Annotated in this window: 16 protein-coding genes and 2 pseudogenes; 15 read left to right on the top strand and 3 right to left on the bottom strand. The window is 52.5% G+C overall.

The genetic code is table 11. The features are described 5' to 3' along the window. The 9 genes from traQ to traD all read left to right on the top strand — a co-directional run bounded on the left by traQ (position 1) and on the right by traD (position 9327). Positions 1 to 285 (top strand): type-F conjugative transfer system pilin chaperone TraQ, encoded by a 285-nt coding sequence (gene traQ, locus AACU19_RS15420; RefSeq protein WP_000624108.1) that lies wholly within the window; start codon positions 1 to 3, stop codon positions 283 to 285. Next, positions 272 to 817 (top strand): type-F conjugative transfer system pilin assembly thiol-disulfide isomerase TrbB, encoded by a 546-nt coding sequence (trbB, locus tag AACU19_RS15415; protein WP_105279149.1) that lies wholly within the window; start codon positions 272 to 274, stop codon positions 815 to 817. The genes traQ and trbB overlap by 14 nt, the downstream gene beginning before the upstream one ends. Beyond that, complete coding sequence (gene trbJ / locus AACU19_RS15410) at positions 747 to 1088, top strand: P-type conjugative transfer protein TrbJ (RefSeq protein WP_001442101.1); 342 nt, start codon at positions 747 to 749, stop codon at positions 1086 to 1088. Before trbB ends, trbJ begins: the two co-directional genes overlap by 71 nt. Further along, positions 1075 to 1467 (top strand): F-type conjugal transfer protein TrbF, encoded by a 393-nt coding sequence (gene trbF, locus AACU19_RS15405; protein ID WP_241957781.1) that lies wholly within the window; start codon positions 1075 to 1077, stop codon positions 1465 to 1467. Before trbJ ends, trbF begins: the two co-directional genes overlap by 14 nt. Further along, complete coding sequence (traH, locus tag AACU19_RS15400) at positions 1454 to 2827, top strand: conjugal transfer pilus assembly protein TraH (RefSeq protein WP_000944319.1); 1374 nt, start codon at positions 1454 to 1456, stop codon at positions 2825 to 2827. The genes trbF and traH overlap by 14 nt, the downstream gene beginning before the upstream one ends. Further along, the gene (traG, locus tag AACU19_RS15395) at positions 2824 to 5646 is read left to right on the top strand and encodes a conjugal transfer mating-pair stabilization protein TraG (protein ID WP_105279147.1); all 2823 of its coding nucleotides are present in this window, start codon (positions 2824 to 2826) and stop codon (positions 5644 to 5646) included. Before traH ends, traG begins: the two co-directional genes overlap by 4 nt. A gap of 15 nt (positions 5647 to 5661) precedes the next feature. Continuing rightward, positions 5662 to 6159, top strand: a complete 498-nt coding sequence (locus tag AACU19_RS15390) for an entry exclusion protein (protein WP_000605859.1) — start codon at positions 5662 to 5664, stop codon at positions 6157 to 6159. Between the two features lie 31 nt (positions 6160 to 6190). After that, a complete protein-coding gene (gene traT, locus AACU19_RS15385; protein ID WP_000850430.1) occupies positions 6191 to 6922 on the top strand; it encodes a conjugal transfer complement resistance protein TraT in 732 nt (243 codons plus the stop codon). A gap of 251 nt (positions 6923 to 7173) precedes the next feature. Then, a complete protein-coding gene (traD, locus tag AACU19_RS15380) occupies positions 7174 to 9327 on the top strand; it encodes a type IV conjugative transfer system coupling protein TraD (protein WP_105279146.1) in 2154 nt (717 codons plus the stop codon). An 8-nt stretch (positions 9328 to 9335) separates the two neighbouring features. On the opposite strand, the gene vapC is transcribed toward traD, so the two are convergent. Both vapC and vapB read right to left on the bottom strand, forming a co-directional pair. After that, positions 9336 to 9734, bottom strand: a complete 399-nt coding sequence (gene vapC / locus AACU19_RS15375) for a type II toxin-antitoxin system tRNA(fMet)-specific endonuclease VapC (protein ID WP_069897634.1) — start codon at positions 9732 to 9734, stop codon at positions 9336 to 9338. Next, a complete protein-coding gene (vapB, locus tag AACU19_RS15370; protein ID WP_000450532.1) occupies positions 9734 to 9961 on the bottom strand; it encodes a toxin-antitoxin system antitoxin VapB in 228 nt (75 codons plus the stop codon). The genes vapC and vapB overlap by 1 nt, the downstream gene beginning before the upstream one ends. A gap of 81 nt (positions 9962 to 10042) precedes the next feature. Here vapB and traI point away from each other — a divergent pair, with 81 nt between their 5' ends. The 6 genes and pseudogenes from traI to AACU19_RS23765 all read left to right on the top strand — a co-directional run. Further along, on the top strand, positions 10043 to 15313 hold the full coding sequence (gene traI / locus AACU19_RS15365) for a conjugative transfer relaxase/helicase TraI (RefSeq protein WP_105279145.1): 5271 nt from the start codon (positions 10043 to 10045) through the stop codon (positions 15311 to 15313). 19 nt (positions 15314 to 15332) lie between these two features. Next, positions 15333 to 16073 (top strand): conjugal transfer pilus acetylase TraX, encoded by a 741-nt coding sequence (gene traX / locus AACU19_RS15360; protein WP_105279144.1) that lies wholly within the window; start codon positions 15333 to 15335, stop codon positions 16071 to 16073. A 58-nt stretch (positions 16074 to 16131) separates the two neighbouring features. Beyond that, entirely contained in the window at positions 16132 to 16992 is an 861-nt protein-coding gene (gene uilS, locus AACU19_RS15355; RefSeq protein ID WP_032219137.1) for a UilS family quorum-quenching N-acyl-homoserine lactonase, read from the top strand. A gap of 102 nt (positions 16993 to 17094) precedes the next feature. Further along, complete coding sequence (locus AACU19_RS15350; RefSeq protein ID WP_032219136.1) at positions 17095 to 17655, top strand: fertility inhibition protein FinO; 561 nt, start codon at positions 17095 to 17097, stop codon at positions 17653 to 17655. 128 nt (positions 17656 to 17783) lie between these two features. After that, positions 17784 to 17999: pseudogene (locus AACU19_RS15345) on the top strand (hypothetical protein). A gap of 669 nt (positions 18000 to 18668) precedes the next feature. Beyond that, positions 18669 to 18831: pseudogene (locus AACU19_RS23765) on the top strand (RepB family protein); the annotation flags it as partial. A gap of 112 nt (positions 18832 to 18943) precedes the next feature. On the opposite strand, the gene AACU19_RS15335 reads toward AACU19_RS23765, so the two are convergent. Continuing rightward, positions 18944 to 19057, bottom strand: a complete 114-nt coding sequence (locus tag AACU19_RS15335; RefSeq protein ID WP_072019694.1) for a replication protein RepA — start codon at positions 19055 to 19057, stop codon at positions 18944 to 18946. Between the last annotated feature and the right edge of the window lie 59 nt (positions 19058 to 19116).

Raw genomic sequence — 19116 nt, 5'->3', positions numbered from 1 at the left:
ATGATAAGTAAACGCAGATTCTCTTTACCCCGGCTTGATATTACGGGAATGTGGGTATTTTCCCTGGGTGTCTGGTTTCATATCGTCGCCCGTCTTGTTTACAGCAAACCCTGGATGGCTTTTTTTCTGGCGGAGCTGATTGCGGCCATCCTTGTGCTGTTCGGCGCATACCAGGTGCTGGATGCATGGATTGCCCGTGTCAGCCGGGAAGAGCGTGAGGCACTGGAAGCCAGGCAACAGGCCATGATGGCAGAGCAGCAGGAGGGCGGACATGTCTCTCACTAAATTACTGCCGGTCATTTTGTTGATGATGGTCACAGGTGTGCAGGCCTCCACCCGGGATGAAATTGAACGACTCTGGAATCCGCAGGGCATGGCCGCGCAGCCTGCACAACCGGCAGCAGACACATCAGCCAGGACAGAAAAGCCGGCTCCCCGCTGGTTCCGCCTCAGCAACGGCAGGCAGGTTAACCTGGCCGACTGGAAGGTGGTGCTGTTTATGCAGGGGCATTGCCCTTACTGTCACCAGTTTGACCCGGTACTGAAGCAGTTGGCACAGCAGTACGGCTTTTCCGTTTTTCCCTACACCCTGGATGGTCAGGGGGATAGCGCCTTTCCGGAAGCATTACCGGTGCCACCGGACGTGATGCAGACCTTCTTCCCGAATATTCCGGTGGCCACACCGACCACCTTCCTGGTCAACGTCAACACGCTTGAGGCATTACCGCTTTTACAGGGGGCAACGGATGCCGCCGGTTTTATGGCGCGGATGGATACCGTTCTGCAGATGTACGGAGGGAAAAAAGGTGCGAAATAAGCAGGTGGTGTTACTCATTGCCGGAATATCCGGCATCGCGACGGGAATAATCGTCAGCCTGAATATCCCCTTTATCCATCAGGGGCTTTTTTATCCCGCCAGCCCTGTAGAAATTGTCGTTTCGCTGTGCCTTACCTTTTCTGTTTCTGTTGTGTTTTTTGTGGGGGCAATTGTGGGATGGATTTCGGTGTCTGAAATATATTACAGCCGCAGGACTGGTCTGAATGAATTATCGGAAATATCAGAGGGAACTTATAATGAGAGAAAATAAAAATAATCCTGAACTCAAAATCAGAAGTACAGAACGAGATTATAAATACATTTCCAGAATTACTGACAGGTATGCTGGATTGTCTCTGGTATTCCTGACTGCCGGAATTGTTTTATGGACAGCTATGAATATTATTTTTGATGCCTGTATTGATTCGTGGAAAATGGACCTGGAATTAAATAATTCGATTTATATGTGGAATATCCTGATATATGTCATTCCATATGCGTTATATGCGCTTGCAGCCGGGTTTCTTGTTACATTTTTTCTGTTCCCAATGTACGAATTAATATACGGAAATATCGGGATATTCCTGTTGAAACGCCGTATGCGCCGGGAGAACACATTAAGGGAGGGCAGCAATAATGCTTCGCATTAAGCCTCTTTTTATTCTTTGTGCCGCCTTACTGACGGTGACGCCTGCAGCGTCAGCGGATGTGAACAGCGACATGAATCAGTTCTTTAACAAGCTGGGCTTCGCCTCCAATACCACACAGCCGGGCGTCTGGCAGGGGCAGGCTGCCGGCTATGCTTACGGCGGCTCCCTGTATGCCCGTACTCAGGTCAAAAATGTTCAGCTGATTTCCATGACGCTGCCGGATATCAATGCCGGATGTGGCGGCATCGACGCTTATCTCGGTTCGTTCAGTTTTATTAATGGTGAGCAGCTGCAGCGTTTTGTTAAGCAGATTATGAGTAATGCTGCCGGTTACTTTTTTGACCTTGCCCTGCAGACAACGGTGCCGGAAATCAAAACCGCAAAAGACTTCCTGCAGAAAATGGCAAGCGACATTAACAGCATGAACCTCAGTTCCTGCCAGGCGGCGCAGGGGATTATCGGCGGGCTTTTCCCCCGGACGCAGGTGTCCCAGCAGAAAGTCTGTCAGGACATTGCCGGTGAGAGCAATATTTTTGCTGACTGGGCGGCTTCCCGGCAGGGATGTACCGTTGGCGGGAAATCTGACAGTGTCAGGGATAAAGCCAGCGACAAGGATAAGGAGCGGGTGACCAAAAACATCAACATCATGTGGAATGCGCTTTCCAAAAACAGAATGTTTGACGGCAACAAAGAGCTGAAAGAATTTGTGATGACGCTGACCGGCTCACTGGTGTTTGGTCCCAACGGCGAAATCACACCGCTGTCAGCCAGAACCACTGACCGCTCAATTATCCGGGCCATGATGGAAGGCGGCACAGCAAAAATTTATCACTGCAACGATTCTGATAAATGCCTGAAAGTGGTGGCAGACACACCGGTGACTATCAGCCGGGATAATGCACTGAAGTCTCAGATTACTAAACTTCTGGCCAGCATTCAGAACAAGGCGGTCAGTGACACGCCTCTGGATGACAAGGAAAAAGGCTTTATTTCCAGTACCACCATCCCCGTCTTCAAATACCTGGTTGACCCGCAGATGCTCGGAGTTTCCAACAGCATGATTTACCAGCTGACGGACTATATCGGTTACGACATCCTGCTGCAGTACATTCAGGAGCTGATACAGCAGGCCCGGGCGATGGTGGCCACGGGAAATTATGACGAAGCGGTTATCGGACATATTAACGACAACATGAATGATGCCACCCGGCAGATTGCGGCGTTTCAGTCACAGGTGCAGGTACAGCAGGATGCGCTGCTGGTTGTCGATCGTCAGATGAGCTACATGCGTCAGCAGCTTTCCGCCCGCATGCTCAGTCGTTACCAAAACAACTATCACTTCGGAGGGAGCACGCTGTGAATGAAGTTTATGTGATTGCCGGTGGTGAGTGGTTGCGGAATAACCTGAATGCCATTGCCGCCTTTATGGGGACCCGGATGTGGGATTCCATTGAAAAAATTGCGCTCACATTGTCTGTTCTCGCGGTGGCCGTAATGTGGGTACAGCGGCACAACGTGATGGATTTGCTGGGCTGGGTGGCCGTGTTTGTGCTTATCAGCCTGCTGGTTAATGTCCGCACATCGGTGCAGATTATTGATAACAGTGACCTGGTCAAAGTTCACCGGGTGGATAATGTGCCGGTCGGTCTGGCGATGCCACTTTCACTGACGACCCGTATCGGGCATGCAATGGTGGCCAGTTACGAGATGATCTTCACGCAACCGGACAGTGTCACCTACAGCAAAACGGGGATGCTGTTTGGCGCAGAAATGGTATCAAAAAGCACCGACTTTTTGTCCCGGAATCCGGAAATCGCCAATCTTTTCCAGGATTATGTGCAGAACTGCGTGATGGGGGATATTTACCTGAACCACAAATACACGCTGGAGGAGCTGATGGCCTCCGCTGATCCCTACACGCTGATTTTTTCCCGCCCCAGCCCGCTGCGGGGCGTTTATGACAGCAATAATAATTTCGTAACCTGTAAGGACGCGTCGGTTTCGCTGAAAGACAAGCTGAATCTGGACACACAGAGTGGCGGAAAAACCTGGCATTATTATGCCCAGCAGCTATTTGGTGGACGCCCTGATCCGAACCTGTTGTTCAGTACGCTGATTGGCGACAGTTACAGTTACTTCTATGGCTCAAGTAAATCAGCCAGCCAGATCATCCGCCAGAATGTTACCATCAATGCGCTGAAGGAGGGGATCACCAGTTATGCCGCCCGTAATGGTGATTCGGCCAGCCTGGTGAATCTGGCCACCACCTCATCGATGGAGAAGCAACGTCTGGCACATGTCTCCATCGGCCATGTAGCGATGCGGACACTGCCCATGACGCAGACCATCCTGACGGGGATCGCCATTGGTATTTTCCCGCTCCTGGTACTGGCGGCTGTCTTCAATAAACTGACGCTGTCCGTCCTGAAAGGCTATGTGTTTGCCCTGATGTGGCTGCAGTCATGGCCAATGTTGTACGCCATTCTGAACAGTGCCATGACATTTTATGCGAAGCAGAATGGTGCACCGGTGGTGCTCTCGGAAATTTCACAGATACAGCTGAAATACTCCGATCTGGCCTCCACTGCCGGGTATCTTTCCATGATGATCCCGCCATTATCCTGGATGATGGTCAGGGGACTCGGGGCCGGATTTTCCAGTGTGTACAGCCATTTCGCTTCCTCTGCTATCAGCCCGACTGCCAGTGCGGCAGGTAGTGTGGTTGACGGTAATTACTCCTACGGCAACATGCAGACGGAAAACGTGAACGGCTTCAGCTGGAGCACCAACAGCACCACGTCGTTTGGTCAGATGATGTACCAGACCGGCAGTGGCGCAACTGCCACACAGACCCGTGACGGTAATATGGTGATGGATGTGAGCGGGGCGATGTCCCGGTTACCGGTCGGCATCAATACAACGCGTCAGATTGCGGCGGCACAACAGGAAATGGCCCGGGAAGCATCGAACAGAGCAGAAAGTGCCCTGCATGGGTTCAGCAGCAGTATTGCCAGTGCCTGGAACACGCTCAGTCAGTTTGGTTCTAACCGGGGGAGCAGTGATTCTGTCACCGGTGGCGCTGACAGTACGATGAGTGCACAGGACTCCATGATGGCCAGCCGTATGCGCAGTGCAGTGGAAAGCTATGCGAAGGCGCATAATATCAGTAATGAGCAGGCGACTCAGGAACTGGCATCCAGAAGTACGAGAGCTTCTGCCGGGATGTATGGAGATGCTCATGCTGAATGGGGGGTTAAACCTAAAATTCTTGGTGTTGGTGGAGGATTAGGCGTTAGAGGTGGTGGTCGGGCTGGCATTGACTGGAGTGATGATGATGCGCATCAGGCCAGCAGTGGTTCACGGGCCAGCTATGATGCTCGTCATGATATTGACGCTAAAGCCAGTAAGGACTTTAAAGAGGCCAGCGATTACTTTACCAGTCGCAAAGTCAGTGAATCCGGCAGCCATACTGACAATAATGCTGATTCCCGGGTGGATCAACTGTCTGCAGCCCTGAATTCAGCGAAACAGAGTTACGACCAGTACACGACGAATATGACCCGCAGCCATGAATATGCTGAAATGGTATCCCGTACTGAAAGCATGAGTGGGCAGATGAGCGAAGATTTGTCGCAACAGTTTGCACAGTATGTGATGAAACACGCACCGCAGGATGCCGAAGCTATTCTGACAAATACCAGTTCGCCGGAGATTGCAGAACGCCGTCGGGCAATGGCCTGGTCTTTTGTGCAGGAACAGATACAGCCTGGTGTTGATAATGCCTGGCGGGAATCCCGTGGCGATATTGGTAAAGGAATGGAGAGCGTACCTTCGGGTGGAGGCAGTCAGGATATTATTGCTGACCATCAGGGACATCAGGCCATTATTGAGCAAAGAACGCAGGACAGTAATATCCGTAATGATGTAAAACATCAGGTTGATAATATGGTCACAGAATATAAAGGGAATATAGGTGATACTCAGAACAGCATACGTGGCGAGGAAAATATTGTAAGAGGACAGTACTCTGAACTGCAGAATCACCATAAAACAGAGGCATTATCTCAGAATAATAAATATAATGAAGAAAAGTCGGCTCAGGAAAGAATGCCCGGGGCTGACAGTCCACAGGAACTGATGAAAAGGGCAAAGGAGTATCAGGATAAGTATAAGCAATAATACTGTGTTTGGGAGATGATAATGAGATGTTTAGCCCATATTGCTCTGGTAACAGTGATACAGTTTATCGCCTGTTATCTGGCTGATTGGGGGAATGCCGAAACAGTTTTTATGCTGTTCTTCATAGTGCTATGGCAGGGACTGTTTATCTGGTTGTTCTCTCAAATACGAAAAAAACGGGATGTGTCGGATGAGTTTAAGTTTAGTAAAGGCGTTTGGTATATAACGATGCCAGTATCTTCCTTACTCTCTCCGTTATTAAGCCTGATGGTTTTTATCATTGGTACACTATACGAATTAAGGCGAGTTAGTGGTTGCATAAGCATAAAAAAATGGGGGCAAAATCAACTCAAAGACCAATATGATGGGAGTGAAAAGTTAGACTTCGGGGGCATTGAACAGACCCCAACGATCTACTATAACCCTTCAACCGGATATCCTATGCATGGAGGCTTTGATTCAGCGGGAAATACTTTTGGGACTCGTTGGCAGGACTATTATGACAGGCAATAAGAAAACTGTAGTTTGTAAAAAAGGTAATTTGATGAAAACAAAAAAATTGATGATGGTTACACTGGTCAGTTCCACTCTGGCCCTTTCAGGGTGTGGTGCGATGAGCACAGCAATCAAGAAGCGTAACCTTGAGGTGAAGACTCAGATGAGTGAGACCATCTGGCTTGAACCCGCCAGCGAACGCACGGTATTTCTGCAGATCAAAAACACGTCTGATAAAGACATGAGTGGGCTGCAGGGCAAAATTGCTAATGCTGTGAAAGCAAAAGGGTATCAGGTGGTGACTTCTCCGGATAAAGCCTACTACTGGATTCAGGCGAATGTGCTGAAGGCCGATAAGATGGATCTGCGGGAGTCTCAGGGATGGCTGAACCGTGGTTATGAAGGCGCAGCAGTTGGTGCAGCGTTAGGTGCCGGTATCACCGGATATAATTCCAATTCTGCCGGTGCCACACTCGGTGTGGGCCTTGCTGCCGGTCTGGTGGGTATGGCTGCAGATGCGATGGTGGAAGATGTGAACTATACCATGATCACGGATGTGCAGATTGCAGAGCGTACTAAGGCAACGGTGACAACGGATAATGTTGCCGCCCTGCGTCAGGGCACATCAGGTGCGAAAATTCAGACCAGTACTGAAACAGGTAACCAGCATAAATACCAGACCCGTGTGGTCTCAAATGCGAACAAGGTTAACCTGAAATTTGAAGAGGCGAAGCCTGTTCTCGAAGACCAGCTGGCCAAATCAATCGCAAATATTCTCTGATTATCTTCAGGAGGCTGGTCTGACCGGCCTCCTGACTGACGTCTCGCTTTGCTCGTGGTCCAACCCCGGAAAGAAAAAAATAAATTTTATTTCTCCCCGGCGTTTCCGAAATAAATATGAAAACACTGAGCGGTTGTGCAAATTCTTTGTGCGACCGTGAAGTGTTGCCGGCGAAGCCGGAATTTAACGGTTATTAATCTTTTCATCATTAATAATCAGTCCGACTGACTTTTTTTCTTCGGAATATCATCATGAGTTTTAACGCAAAGGATATGACCCAGGGCGGTCAGATTGCGTCCATGCGTATCCGCATGTTCAGCCAGATCGCCAATATCATGCTTTACTGCCTGTTTATTTTTTTCTGGATACTCGTTGGTCTGGTTTTATGGGTAAAAATAAGCTGGCAGACGTTTGTGAACGGCTGTATTTACTGGTGGTGTACCACGCTGGAAGGCATGCGGGATTTAATCAAGTCCCAGCCGGTATATGAGATCCAGTATTACGGCAAAACCTTCCGGATGAACGCTGCTCAGGTACTGCATGATAAATATATGATCTGGTGCGGAGAGCAGCTATGGTCCGCATTCGTTCTGGCTACAGTTGTGGCACTGGTTATTTGCCTGATTACCTTCTTTGTTGTCTCCTGGATTCTGGGGCGTCAGGGTAAACAACAGAGCGAAAATGAAGTCACAGGTGGTCGTCAGCTGACAGACAATCCGAAAGACGTTGCCCGGATGCTGAAAAAAGACGGCAAGGACTCCGATATACGGATTGGCGACCTGCCGATTATCCGGGATTCCGAAATCCAGAACTTCTGTCTGCACGGCACGGTCGGGGCCGGTAAGTCGGAAGTTATCCGTCGTCTGGCCAACTACGCCCGTCAGCGTGGAGATATGGTGGTGATTTATGACCGTTCAGGGGAATTTGTTAAAAGTTACTATGATCCCTCCATCGATAAAATCCTGAATCCGCTGGATGCCCGCTGTGCCGCCTGGGATTTGTGGAAGGAGTGCCTGACACAGCCGGATTTTGATAATACCGCGAACACGCTGATCCCGATGGGCACAAAAGAGGACCCGTTCTGGCAGGGGTCAGGACGTACCATTTTTGCGGAAGCGGCGTACCTGATGCGTAATGACCCCAACCGCAGCTACAGCAAACTGGTGGACACACTGCTTTCCATCAAAATCGAAAAACTGCGTACCTTCCTGCGTAATTCACCGGCGGCCAACCTGGTGGAAGAGAAAATTGAGAAAACGGCGATTTCCATCCGTGCTGTGCTGACCAACTACGTGAAAGCCATCCGTTACCTGCAGGGGATTGAGCATAACGGTGAGTCTTTTACCATCCGTGACTGGATGCGTGGTGTCCGGGAAGATCAGAAAAACGGCTGGCTGTTTATTTCGTCGAATGCCGACACCCATGCCTCCCTGAAGCCGGTGATCTCCATGTGGCTGTCCATTGCCATTCGTGGTCTGCTGGCAATGGGAGAAAACCGTAACCGTCGTGTGTGGTTTTTCTGTGATGAGTTACCCACGTTACACAAACTGCCGGATCTGGTGGAGATCCTGCCGGAAGCCCGTAAGTTCGGTGGCTGTTATGTGTTTGGTATCCAGTCCTATGCCCAGCTGGAAGATATCTACGGTGAGAAAGCGGCTGCCTCGCTGTTTGACGTCATGAACACCCGTGCCTTTTTCCGTTCTCCCAGCCATAAGATTGCAGAGTTCGCTGCCGGTGAAATTGGTGAGAAAGAGCACCTGAAAGCCAGCGAGCAGTATTCCTACGGTGCTGATCCGGTACGTGACGGGGTATCGACCGGTAAGGATATGGAGCGCCAGACGCTGGTCAGTTATTCCGACATTCAGTCTCTGCCGGATCTGACCTGTTATATCACCCTGCCCGGACCGTATCCGGCAGTAAAACTCTCTCTGAAATATCAGACACGACCGAAGGTCGCTCCGGAGTTTATTCCGCGTGACATCAACCCGGAAATGGAGAACCGTCTGAGTGCCGTACTTGCCGCAAGGGAAGCAGAAGGTCGTCAGATGGCCAGCCTCTTCGAACCGGATGTCCCGGAGGTTGTTTCCGGAGAAGACGTGACTCAGGCTGAACAGCCGCAACAGCCGGTGTCTCCTGCCATCAACGATAAGAAGTCAGATTCAGGTGTGAATGTTCCGGCAGGGGGGATCGAGCAGGAACTGAAAATGAAACCGGAAGAAGAGATGGAACAGCAACTGCCACCCGGGATCAGTGAATCCGGTGAAGTGGTGGATATGGCCGCTTATGAGGCATGGCAACAGGAAAATCATCCGGACATCCAGCAGCAGATGCAGCGTCGTGAAGAGGTGAACATTAATGTGCACCGGGAGCGCGGGGAGGATGTTGAGCCGGGAGATGATTTCTGATGAACAGGTCAACTCCAGTCTTCAATTCTCAGGCCGCCCACACGTTCAAATTCCCGGGTGTTATTAGTCACAATAATCAGTCCCCGACTGCGGGCATGACCTGCGATCATTTGATCAAATGGCCCGACAGGGCGTCCCTGACGGGCAAGTTCTGCTCTTATCTGGCCGGTGTGTGTGGCAGCAGCAGCGTCGTAATCCAGAACGTCAATGCGGGAAACAAATCCCTCGATCACAGCGAGATTACGTTCAGGCATCTGGCTTTTTTCTGCACCATATATCAGCTCCATCAGAGTGACCGAACTGATGCACATTCTCCCCTGGTTCAGGTTAAAACGTTTCCTGACACTGGCGGGTTTGTTCTTTATCGTAAAAATGCAGATGTTGGTATCGAGCATAAACTTCAGCATCAGAATGACTCCCTTTCCTGCATACCAGGCTGTTCCCTGTTATCCATAAAATCAGCGCTGACACTGTTTCCGTCGAACCATTCGTCCCATGTCTCTCCGGCAGGCGTAATGATTCTGGTTCGTCCGACAGCAATCACTTCAACGCGTTTTACGTTTTCCGGCAATGCAACCGCTTTTGGCAGTCTGACCGCCTGGCTGCGGTTGCTGAGAAATACGGTGGTTTCCATTATTTGCCTCCTTATGTGGATATGTCTTGTGTATATCCATTGTGGGATTGATGCCGGGATATGTCAAAGGGATATACGTTTATGATGAGTATTGCGCAGGTCAGATCGGCCGGAAGTGCCGGGAACTATTATACCGACAAGGATAATTACTATGTGCTGGGCAGCATGGGAGAACGCTGGGCCGGCCAGGGGGCTGAACAACTGGGGCTGCAGGGCAGTGTCGATAAGGATGTCTTTACCCGCCTTCTGGAGGGCAGGTTGCCAGACGGGGCGGATTTAAGCCGCATGCAGGATGGCCGTAACAGGCATCGTCCCGGCTACGACCTGACCTTTTCCGCTCCCAAAAGTGTCTCCATGATGGCCATGCTCGGGGGGGACAAACGTCTTATTGAAGCACATAACCAGGCCGTGGATTTTGCTGTCCGTCAGGTGGAGGCGCTGGCCTCCACACGGGTGATGACGGACGGACAGTCAGAAACGGTGCTGACCGGTAATCTGGTGATGGCACTGTTTAACCACGACACCAGTCGCGATCAGGAACCACAGTTACACACGCATGCGGTGGTGGCTAATGTCACGCAGCATAACGGCGAATGGAAGACACTGAGCAGTGACAAAGTGGGGAAAACGGGGTTCATTGAGAATGTGTACGCTAATCAGATTGCCTTTGGCAGGCTCTACCGGGAAAAACTGAAAGAGCAGGTTGAGGCGCTGGGCTATGAAACTGAAGTGGTCGGTAAGCACGGTATGTGGGAAATGCCGGGCGTACCGGTGGAGGCCTTTTCCGGACGCTCGCAGACTATCCGGGAGGCCGTCGGGGAGGACGCCTCGTTGAAATCCCGTGATGTGGCGGCACTGGATACGCGAAAATCCAAACAGCACGTCGATCCTGAAGTCAGAATGGCTGAATGGATGCAGACGCTGAAGGAAACCGGGTTCGACATCCGGGCGTATCGTGACGCGGCGGATCAACGGGCGGAGACCCGCACGCAGGCGCCCGGGCCTGCTTCACCGGACGGGCCGGATGTGCAGCAGGCAGTGACACAGGCGATTGCCGGATTAAGTGAACGCAAAGTGCAGTTTACGTACACGGACGTGCTGGCCAGAACGGTCGGCATACTGCCGCCGGAAAATGGTGTGATTGAACGGGCACGCGCCGGTATCGATGAGGCCATCAGCCGTGAGCAGCTTATCCCCCTCGATCGTGAGAAGGGGCTGTTCACGTCCGGGATTCATGTGCTCGATGAGCTGTCAGTCCGGGCACTCAGTCGTGACATCATGAAACAGAACCGGGTGACCGTACATCCGGAGAAAAGTGTCCCCCGGACGGTCGGTTACAGCGATGCTGTCAGTGTTCTGGCACAGGATCGCCCGTCGCTGGCTATTGTGTCCGGGCAGGGAGGTGCAGCCGGGCAGCGTGAGCGGATGGCGGAGCTGGTCATGATGGCCCGGGAGCAGGGGCGGGAGGTGCAGATTATCGCCGCTGACCGTCGCTCGCAGATGAACCTGAAGCAGGATGAACGGCTGTCCGGTGAGCTGATAACCGGACGTCGTCAGCTGCAGGAGGGCATGGCCTTCACGCCGGGCAATACTGTTATCGTTGACCAGGGAGAAAAACTCTCCCTGAAAGAGACGTTAACCCTGCTGGACGGTGCCGCACGTCATAACGTACAGGTCCTGATAACCGACAGCGGGCAGCGAACCGGTACAGGCAGTGCACTGATGGCCATGAAAGATGCCGGGGTGAACACATATCGCTGGCAGGAGGGAGAACAGCGGCCGGCCACCATCATCAGTGAACCGGACCGTAATGTCCGCTATGCCCGGCTGGCAGGAGATTTTGCTGCCAGCGTGAAAGCCGGAGAAGAGAGCGTGGCACAGGTCAGCGGGGTACGGGAACAGGCCATACTGACACAGGCCATTCGCAGTGAGCTGAAAACACAGGGCGTGCTCGGACGCCCGGAGGTAACCATGACCGCCCTGTCGCCGGTCTGGCTGGACAGCCGGAGCCGTTATCTGCGGGATATGTACCGTCCGGGGATGGTGATGGAGCAGTGGAACCCGGAGACACGCAGTCATGACCGCTATGTTATCGACCGGGTGACGGCGCAGAGTAACAGCCTGACCCTGCGGGATGCGCAGGGTGAAACGCAGGTGGTGCGTATTTCCTCCCTGGACAGCAGCTGGTCGCTGTTCCGGCCGGAAAAAATGCCGGTGGCAGACGGCGAGCGACTGAGGGTGACAGGGAAAATTCCCGGACTCCGCGTCTCCGGCGGTGACCGCCTGCAGGTGGCATCCGTCAGTGAAGATGCGATGACGGTTGTTGTGCCGGGGCGGGCTGAACCGGCCTCCCTGCCTGTGAGCGATTCATCATTCATGGCACTGAAGCTGGAGAACGGCTGGGTGGAAACGCCCGGGCATTCCGTCAGCGACAGTGCGAAGGTTTTTGCCTCCGTCACACAGATGGCAATGGACAACGCCACCCTGAACGGTCTGGCCCGCAGCGGTCGTGATGTCCGGCTGTATTCCTCACTGGATGAAACCCGTACTGCGGAAAAACTTGCCCGCCATCCCTCCTTTACGGTGGTTTCTGAGCAGATAAAGGCGCGTGCCGGTGAGACATTGCTGGAAATCGCTATCAGTCTGCAGAAAGCCGGGCTTCACACGCCGGCACAGCAGGCTATTCATCTGGCGCTTCCTGTGGTGGAAAGTAAAAACCTGGCCTTCAGCATGGTGGACCTGCTGACAGAGGCGAAGTCGTTTGCTGCAGAAGGAACCAGTTTTACTGAACTGGGAGGGGAAATCAATGCGCAGATAAAACGCGGTGATTTACTGTATGTGGATGTGGCAAAAGGCTATGGCACAGGCCTGATGGTTTCCCGTGCGTCGTATGAGGCAGAAAAGAGCATTCTTCGCCATATTCTCGAAGGTAAGGAGGCGGTCACGCCGCTGATGGAGAGAGTACCTGGCGAACTCATGGAGAAACTGACATCAGGACAGCGTGCCGCCACCCGCATGATACTGGAAACGTCCGACCGTTTCACGGTGGTGCAGGGCTATGCCGGTGTGGGTAAGACCACACAGTTCCGGGCGGTGATGTCAGCCGTGAACATGCTGCCGGAGAGTGAACGTCCCCGTGTCGTGGGGCTGGGGCCCACGCACCGTGCGGTCGGTGAGATGCGCAGCGCCGGCGTGGATGCACAGACGCTGGCGTCCTTTCTGCATGACACGCAGCTGCTGCAGCGCAGCGGAGAAACGCCGGATTTCAGCAACACGCTGTTCCTGCTCGATGAGAGCTCTATGGTGGGCAATACCGACATGGCACGGGCATACGCCCTGATTGCGGCCGGTGGCGGTCGTGCCGTGGCCAGTGGTGACACGGACCAGTTGCAGGCCATCGCGCCCGGTCAGCCTTTCCGTCTCCAGCAGACGCGCAGTGCTGCCGATGTGGCCATCATGAAGGAGATTGTGCGCCAGACGCCGGAGCTGCGGGAGGCGGTATACAGCCTGATTAACCGGGATGTGGAAAGGGCACTATCCGGGCTTGAGAGTGTGAAACCGTCTCAGGTGCCACGTCTGGAGGGCGCATGGGCACCGGAGCACTCCGTGATGGAGTTCAGTCACAGCCAGGAAGCGAAACTGGCAGAAGCGCAGCAGAAGGCGATGCTGAAAGGCGAGGCTTTCCCGGATGTCCCCATGACACTGTATGAAGCCATTGTCCGCGACTATACCGGCAGAACACCGGAAGCACGGGAGCAGACGCTGATTGTCACGCACCTGAATGAGGACCGGCGCGTGCTGAACAGCATGATTCATGATGCACGGGAAAAGGCCGGTGAGCTGGGAAAAGAGCAGGTCATGGTGCCTGTCCTGAACACAGCGAATATACGCGACGGGGAGCTGCGTCGTCTCTCCACCTGGGAGATACATCGGGACGCACTTGCCCTGGTGGATAATGTGTATCACCGGATTGCCGGTATCAGCAGGGATGACGGGCTGATAACCCTGCAGGATGCTGAAGGTAACACGCGGCTGATTTCGCCCCGGGAGGCGGTGGCTGAAGGCGTCACACTGTACACCCCGGACACCATCCGGGTGGGAACCGGTGACCGGATGCGCTTCACGAAGAGTGACCGGGAGCGCGGTTATGTGGCCAACAGCGTCTGGACGGTGACAGCGGTTTCCGGTGACAGTGTCACGCTGTCGGACGGACAGCAGACCCGGGTGATTCGCCACGGTCAGGAGCGGGCAGAGCAACATATTGACCTGGCCTATGCCATCACCGCCCACGGTGCGCAGGGGGCAAGTGAAACCTTTGCCATCGCGCTTGAAGGTACGGAAGGCAGCCGGAAACAGATGGCCGGCTTTGAGTCAGCCTACGTGGCCCTGTCGCGTATGAAGCAGCATGTGCAGGTGTATACCGATAACCGTCAGGGCTGGACGGATGCCATTAACAATGCCGTACAGAAAGGAACTGCCCACGATGTGCTTGAGCCGAAATCGGACCGGGAGGTCATGAATGCAGAGCGGCTGTTCAGTACGGCGCGGGAGCTGCGGGACGTGGCGGCCGGCCGTGCCGTTCTCCGTCAGGCAGGGCTGGCCGGGGGAGACAGTCCTGCACGGTTTATTGCACCCGGGCGAAAATATCCGCAGCCGTATGTGGCACTGCCGGCTTTTGACCGTAACGGCAAGTCAGCTGGTATCTGGCTGAACCCGCTGACCACGGATGACGGAAACGGACTGCGGGGCTTCAGTGGTGAAGGCCGGGTGAAAGGCAGCGGGGATGCGCAGTTCGTGGCCCTGCAGGGCAGCCGTAACGGAGAGAGCCTGCTGGCTGATAATATGCAGGATGGTGTCCGGATTGCCCGTGATAATCCTGACAGCGGTGTGGTGGTAAGAATCGCCGGTGAAGGTCGTCCGTGGAATCCCGGTACCATCACCGGTGGTCGCGTGTGGGGGGATATCCCGGACAACAGCGTTCAGCCGGGAGCCGGAAATGGCGAACCGGTCACGGCAGAGGTACTGGCACAGCGGCAGGCTGAAGAGGCCATCCGCCGTGAAACGGAACGCCGTGCGGATGAAATTGTCCGTAAAATGGCAGAGAACAAACCTGACCTGCCGGACGGCAAAACAGAGCAGGCTGTCAGGGAGATTGCCGGGCAGGAGCGTGACCGGGCTGCCATAACTGAACGGGAAGCCGCGCTGCCGGAGGGTGTACTGCGTGAACCTCAACGGGTGCGGGAAGCTGTCAGGGAAATTGCCCGGGAAAATCTGCTGCAGGAGCGACTTCAGCAGATGGAGCGGGATATGGTCCGTGACCTGCAGAAAGAGAAAACCCTGGGCGGAGACTGATACAGGAAGACACACGCTGATGACAACAGAGAACACGACACGTAACGATTCACTGGTTGCCCGGACCGATACCTGGTTGCAGTCGTTGCTGGTCTGGTCTCCGGGACAGCGGGATATCATCAAAACGGTGGCACTGGTGCTGATGGTACTGGACCATGCAAACCGCATTTTGCATCTGGACCAGACGTGGATGTTTCTGGCTGGGCGTGGTGCCTTTCCGCTGTTTGCTCTGGTGTGGGGGCTGAATCTGTCCCGCCATGCGCATATCCGGCAGTCAGCCATTAACCGGTTATGGGGCTGGGCAGTTTTTTCCCAGTTCTGGTATTACGTTGCCGGCTTTCCCTGGTATGAGGGGAATATCCTGTTTGCCTTTGCTGTTGCGGCACAGGTGCTGACATGGTGTGAAACGCCCAGCCGGTGGCGTTTCGCAGGGACTATGTTGCTTCTGGCAGTGTGGTTGCCTTTCTCTGGTACCAGTTACGGCATTGCCGGGCTGCTGATGCTGGCTGTCAGCCACCGGCTGTACCGGGCGGAAGACAGAATGGAACGTCTGGTGGTTGTCGCTTGCCTGCTGGCCGTGATTCCGGCGCTTAACCTTGCCACCAGTGATGCGGCGGCTGTAGCCGGCCTTGTGATGACGGTGCTGACCGTTGGTCTGGTGTCGTGTGCAGGGAAATCATTACCCCGTTTCTGGCCCGGGCATTTTTTCCCGATTTTCTATGCCTGTCATCTGGCGGTGCTGGGCATTCTGGCGTTGTGATTGGTATGATACTGACGCTGATTCTGATTATTAATAAACAACATAATACAGGATATTTATGAAAATTACGGATCACAAACTCTCTGAAGGTATTGCCCTGACATTTCGTGTTCCTGAAGGAAATATAAAACATCCTTTGATTATCTTATGCCATGGGTTTTGCGGTATTCGGAATGTTCTGCTCCCTTCCTTTGCGAATGCCTTCACAGAAGCAGGATTCGCAACGATTACTTTTGATTATCGTGGATTTGGTGAGAGTGATGGAGAACGAGGCCGTCTGGTTCCAGCAATGCAGACCGAAGATATTATTTCAGTTATCAATTGGGCAGAAGAGCAGGAATGTATTGATAATCAGCGTATTGGGTTATGGGGAACATCGCTGGGGGGGGGGCATGTGTTCAGTGCAGCTGCGCAAGACCAACGCGTAAAATGTATTGTCAGCCAGCTGGCTTTTGCTGACGGTGATGTTCTGGTTACCGGCGAGATGAATGAATCGGAGAGAGCTTCTTTTATGTCCACTTTGAATAAAATGGCAGAGAAGAAGAAAAACACCGGGAAAGAGATGTTTGTGGGGGTTACACGGATCTTAAGTGATGATGAATCGAAGGTATTCTTCGAGAAAGTCAAAGCCCAGCATCCCGAAATGGATATAAAAATACCTTTCCTTACTGTCATGGAAACGTTGCAATATAAACCGGCAGAGAGTGCTGCCAGAGTCCAGTGCCCAGTTTTGGTTGTTATTGCTGGCCAAGATAGCGTTAATCCACCGGAACAGGGAAGAGCATTATATGATGCTGTTGCTTCTGGTACTAAGGAATTATACGAGGAAGCTGACGCATGCCATTATGATATTTATGAGGGCGCATTTTTTGAACGTGTAGCAGCTGTGCAGACACAATGGTTTAAAAAATATATTTAATTGACAGTATTACTACGCTAAAGGTCGTTGAAGTTAACTTCCTGCTACGATGAGTTGTTTCAACGGCCTGCAGGGCATATTTTCACGAAGGTCAGAGTAAGCATGGCAGAGCAAAAACGACCGGTACTGACACTGAAGCGGAAAACGGAAGGAGAAGCGCCTGTCCGCAGCAGGAAAACCATCATCAATGTCACCACGCCACCAAAGTGGAAGGTGAAAAAGCAGAAGCTGGCTGAGAAAGCTGCCCGGGAAGCAGAGCTGGCGGTAAAGAAAGCGCAGGCCAGGCAGGTGCTGTCCATTTATCTGAACCTGCCCACGCTGAATGAGGCTGTGAACACCCTGAAGCCCTGGTGGCCGGGATTATTTAACGGTGACACTCCCCGGCTTCTGACCTATGGTATCCGGGAAGCGTTACTGGAAGATGTGGTGCGGCGGAATATTCCGCTCTCGCATAAAAAACTGTGTCGTGCTCTGAAAGCCATTACCCGTTCGGAAAGTTATCTGTGTGCCATGAGAGCCGGTGCTTGTCGGTATGACACTGAGGGGTATGTCACGGAGTACATCTCACAGGAGGAGGAGGCGTATGCGGTGGAGCGTCTGGCGAAAATCCGCCGACAGAACCGGATAAAAGCAGAGCTTCAGGCTGTGCTTGATGAGAAATAAAAAAGCCTCCCGCAGAGACAGGAGGCAAAGATATAAGGCCGAAAAGGAAGTAACTTCCGTACCCGTAAGGAAGCCAGTCCCCTGATTATTTAACTCAATACTGACGACTAAAAGGGAGGGGCAGAAAAATGAATGGATTCAGGAACAGTTCACGGAACGGTCAGGTCTGGCGATATCAGCGTGCCGGAGGGCTGGTCGTTATTCTGGAAGTCAGGGGGCGCTGGATGGAGGCTGCTTAAGCATGGCTACGTGCTGCCTGTGTTGCGGCGCCCCGGACAAACTGGCAGCAGTTTGCCCGGAAAAGGGCTGAACACTGCCACAGGCGCTGCCGGGGAAGGCTGTAACGAAAAAAGCAGCCTTCATTACTCCAGGAGTCTGAAGGCTGAAAGGAGTTTATGAGATTTGCTTTTTATATCCGGTCGGGCAGTATGACCAGGTAGTTCTGAGTAGCACAGAGTTTTTTCCGTATTAAGTCGCGCTTTTATATTTTGTGACTAATTTCACAAAATAATGTGTTCTTCAATGTGTACTGCAATATTCAGGATGCCTGAAATACAGGTGTCATTTATTTGATATGGAGAATAATATGAGGAACTATATTCTACTGGAATTATCCGGTGCATCGTAAAACCCTGGGGCAAGTGAGCTGAATATCCACAGGGGAAATACAGTGGTACAGATAATCTGGCCTACGAAACACAGAAGTAAGCTGCCGGCCGGAGAAGGAAGTCCCGGCTTTCCCAAAATGTTAGGTATTGCAGGGGGTGACACCCGACATGCCAGAAATAGCTGGTCCCGTCCGGGGCTGGCACCCAGGTCAAGGTATTTTCTGTTTTTTTAATCATTTCATCATCAAAATCACATTAAACGCTCGTAATCCGACATGATTTGTGCGCCAACACAGATCTTCGTCACAATTCTTAAGTCGCTGATTTCAAAAAACTGTAGTATCCTCTGCGAAATGCTCCCTGTTTGAGCATTGAGGAGGTGAGATTTCGCAGACAGAAAATGCAGTGACTTCCTCATCTGACGTAAAACGAGCATACAGAAAGGATAAACCTTTGAGCGAAGCAGAGCGACAGAGAGCTGTTTTTGCACGTAAGCGAGCTGTATGTAAAGAGATTAAGGTTTTTGTCAGAACAGCTGAAAAACTATCTTACCCGTCTGTGTGCAAAGGAAGGCCTGACTCAGGCAGAATTGATAGAAAGACTTATTGAGAAAGAGGCCTGTCGCCGGAATATGATATGATGGGCGCACATTCTTGAGGATTTTTTCTGTTAGTGCTAGGTTACTGATCGTTTAAGGAATTTTCTGGCAGGCCACGCCATAAGGTGGCAGGGAACTGGTTCTGATGTGGATTTACAGGAGCCAGAAAAGCGAAAGCCCCAATAATCTTCAACAGGTTTGGCGACTAAGAGAAGATTACCGGGGCCCATAAAACCGCATAGCCAACAATCAAGC

It is taken from the genome of Escherichia sp. MOD1-EC4550 (assembly GCF_963876935.1).
Taxonomy (GTDB): Bacteria; Pseudomonadota; Gammaproteobacteria; order Enterobacterales; family Enterobacteriaceae; genus Escherichia; species Escherichia coli_F.
Note: the sequence above shows the minus strand (reverse complement) of the source record. Positions and strands in the feature narration are given on the sequence as shown.

Excerpts from the sequence above, each read along its gene's own strand:
- traQ (WP_000624108.1), top strand. The coding sequence starts at position 1 with ATGATAAGTAAACGCAGATTCTCTTTACCCCGGCTTGATATTACGGGA.
- trbB (WP_105279149.1), top strand. The coding sequence starts at position 272 with ATGTCTCTCACTAAATTACTGCCGGTCATTTTGTTGATGATGGTCACA.
- trbJ (WP_001442101.1), top strand. The coding sequence starts at position 747 with ATGCCGCCGGTTTTATGGCGCGGATGGATACCGTTCTGCAGATGTACG.
- trbF (WP_241957781.1), top strand. The coding sequence starts at position 1,075 with ATGAGAGAAAATAAAAATAATCCTGAACTCAAAATCAGAAGTACAGAA.
- traH (WP_000944319.1), top strand. The coding sequence starts at position 1,454 with ATGCTTCGCATTAAGCCTCTTTTTATTCTTTGTGCCGCCTTACTGACG.
- AACU19_RS15390 (WP_000605859.1), top strand. The coding sequence starts at position 5,662 with ATGATAATGAGATGTTTAGCCCATATTGCTCTGGTAACAGTGATACAG.
- traT (WP_000850430.1), top strand. The coding sequence starts at position 6,191 with ATGAAAACAAAAAAATTGATGATGGTTACACTGGTCAGTTCCACTCTG.
- traD (WP_105279146.1), top strand. The coding sequence starts at position 7,174 with ATGAGTTTTAACGCAAAGGATATGACCCAGGGCGGTCAGATTGCGTCC.
- vapC (WP_069897634.1), bottom strand. The coding sequence starts at position 9,734 with ATGCTGAAGTTTATGCTCGATACCAACATCTGCATTTTTACGATAAAG.
- vapB (WP_000450532.1), bottom strand. The coding sequence starts at position 9,961 with ATGGAAACCACCGTATTTCTCAGCAACCGCAGCCAGGCGGTCAGACTG.
- traI (WP_105279145.1), top strand. The coding sequence starts at position 10,043 with ATGATGAGTATTGCGCAGGTCAGATCGGCCGGAAGTGCCGGGAACTAT.
- traX (WP_105279144.1), top strand. The coding sequence starts at position 15,333 with ATGACAACAGAGAACACGACACGTAACGATTCACTGGTTGCCCGGACC.
- uilS (WP_032219137.1), top strand. The coding sequence starts at position 16,132 with ATGAAAATTACGGATCACAAACTCTCTGAAGGTATTGCCCTGACATTT.
- AACU19_RS15350 (WP_032219136.1), top strand. The coding sequence starts at position 17,095 with ATGGCAGAGCAAAAACGACCGGTACTGACACTGAAGCGGAAAACGGAA.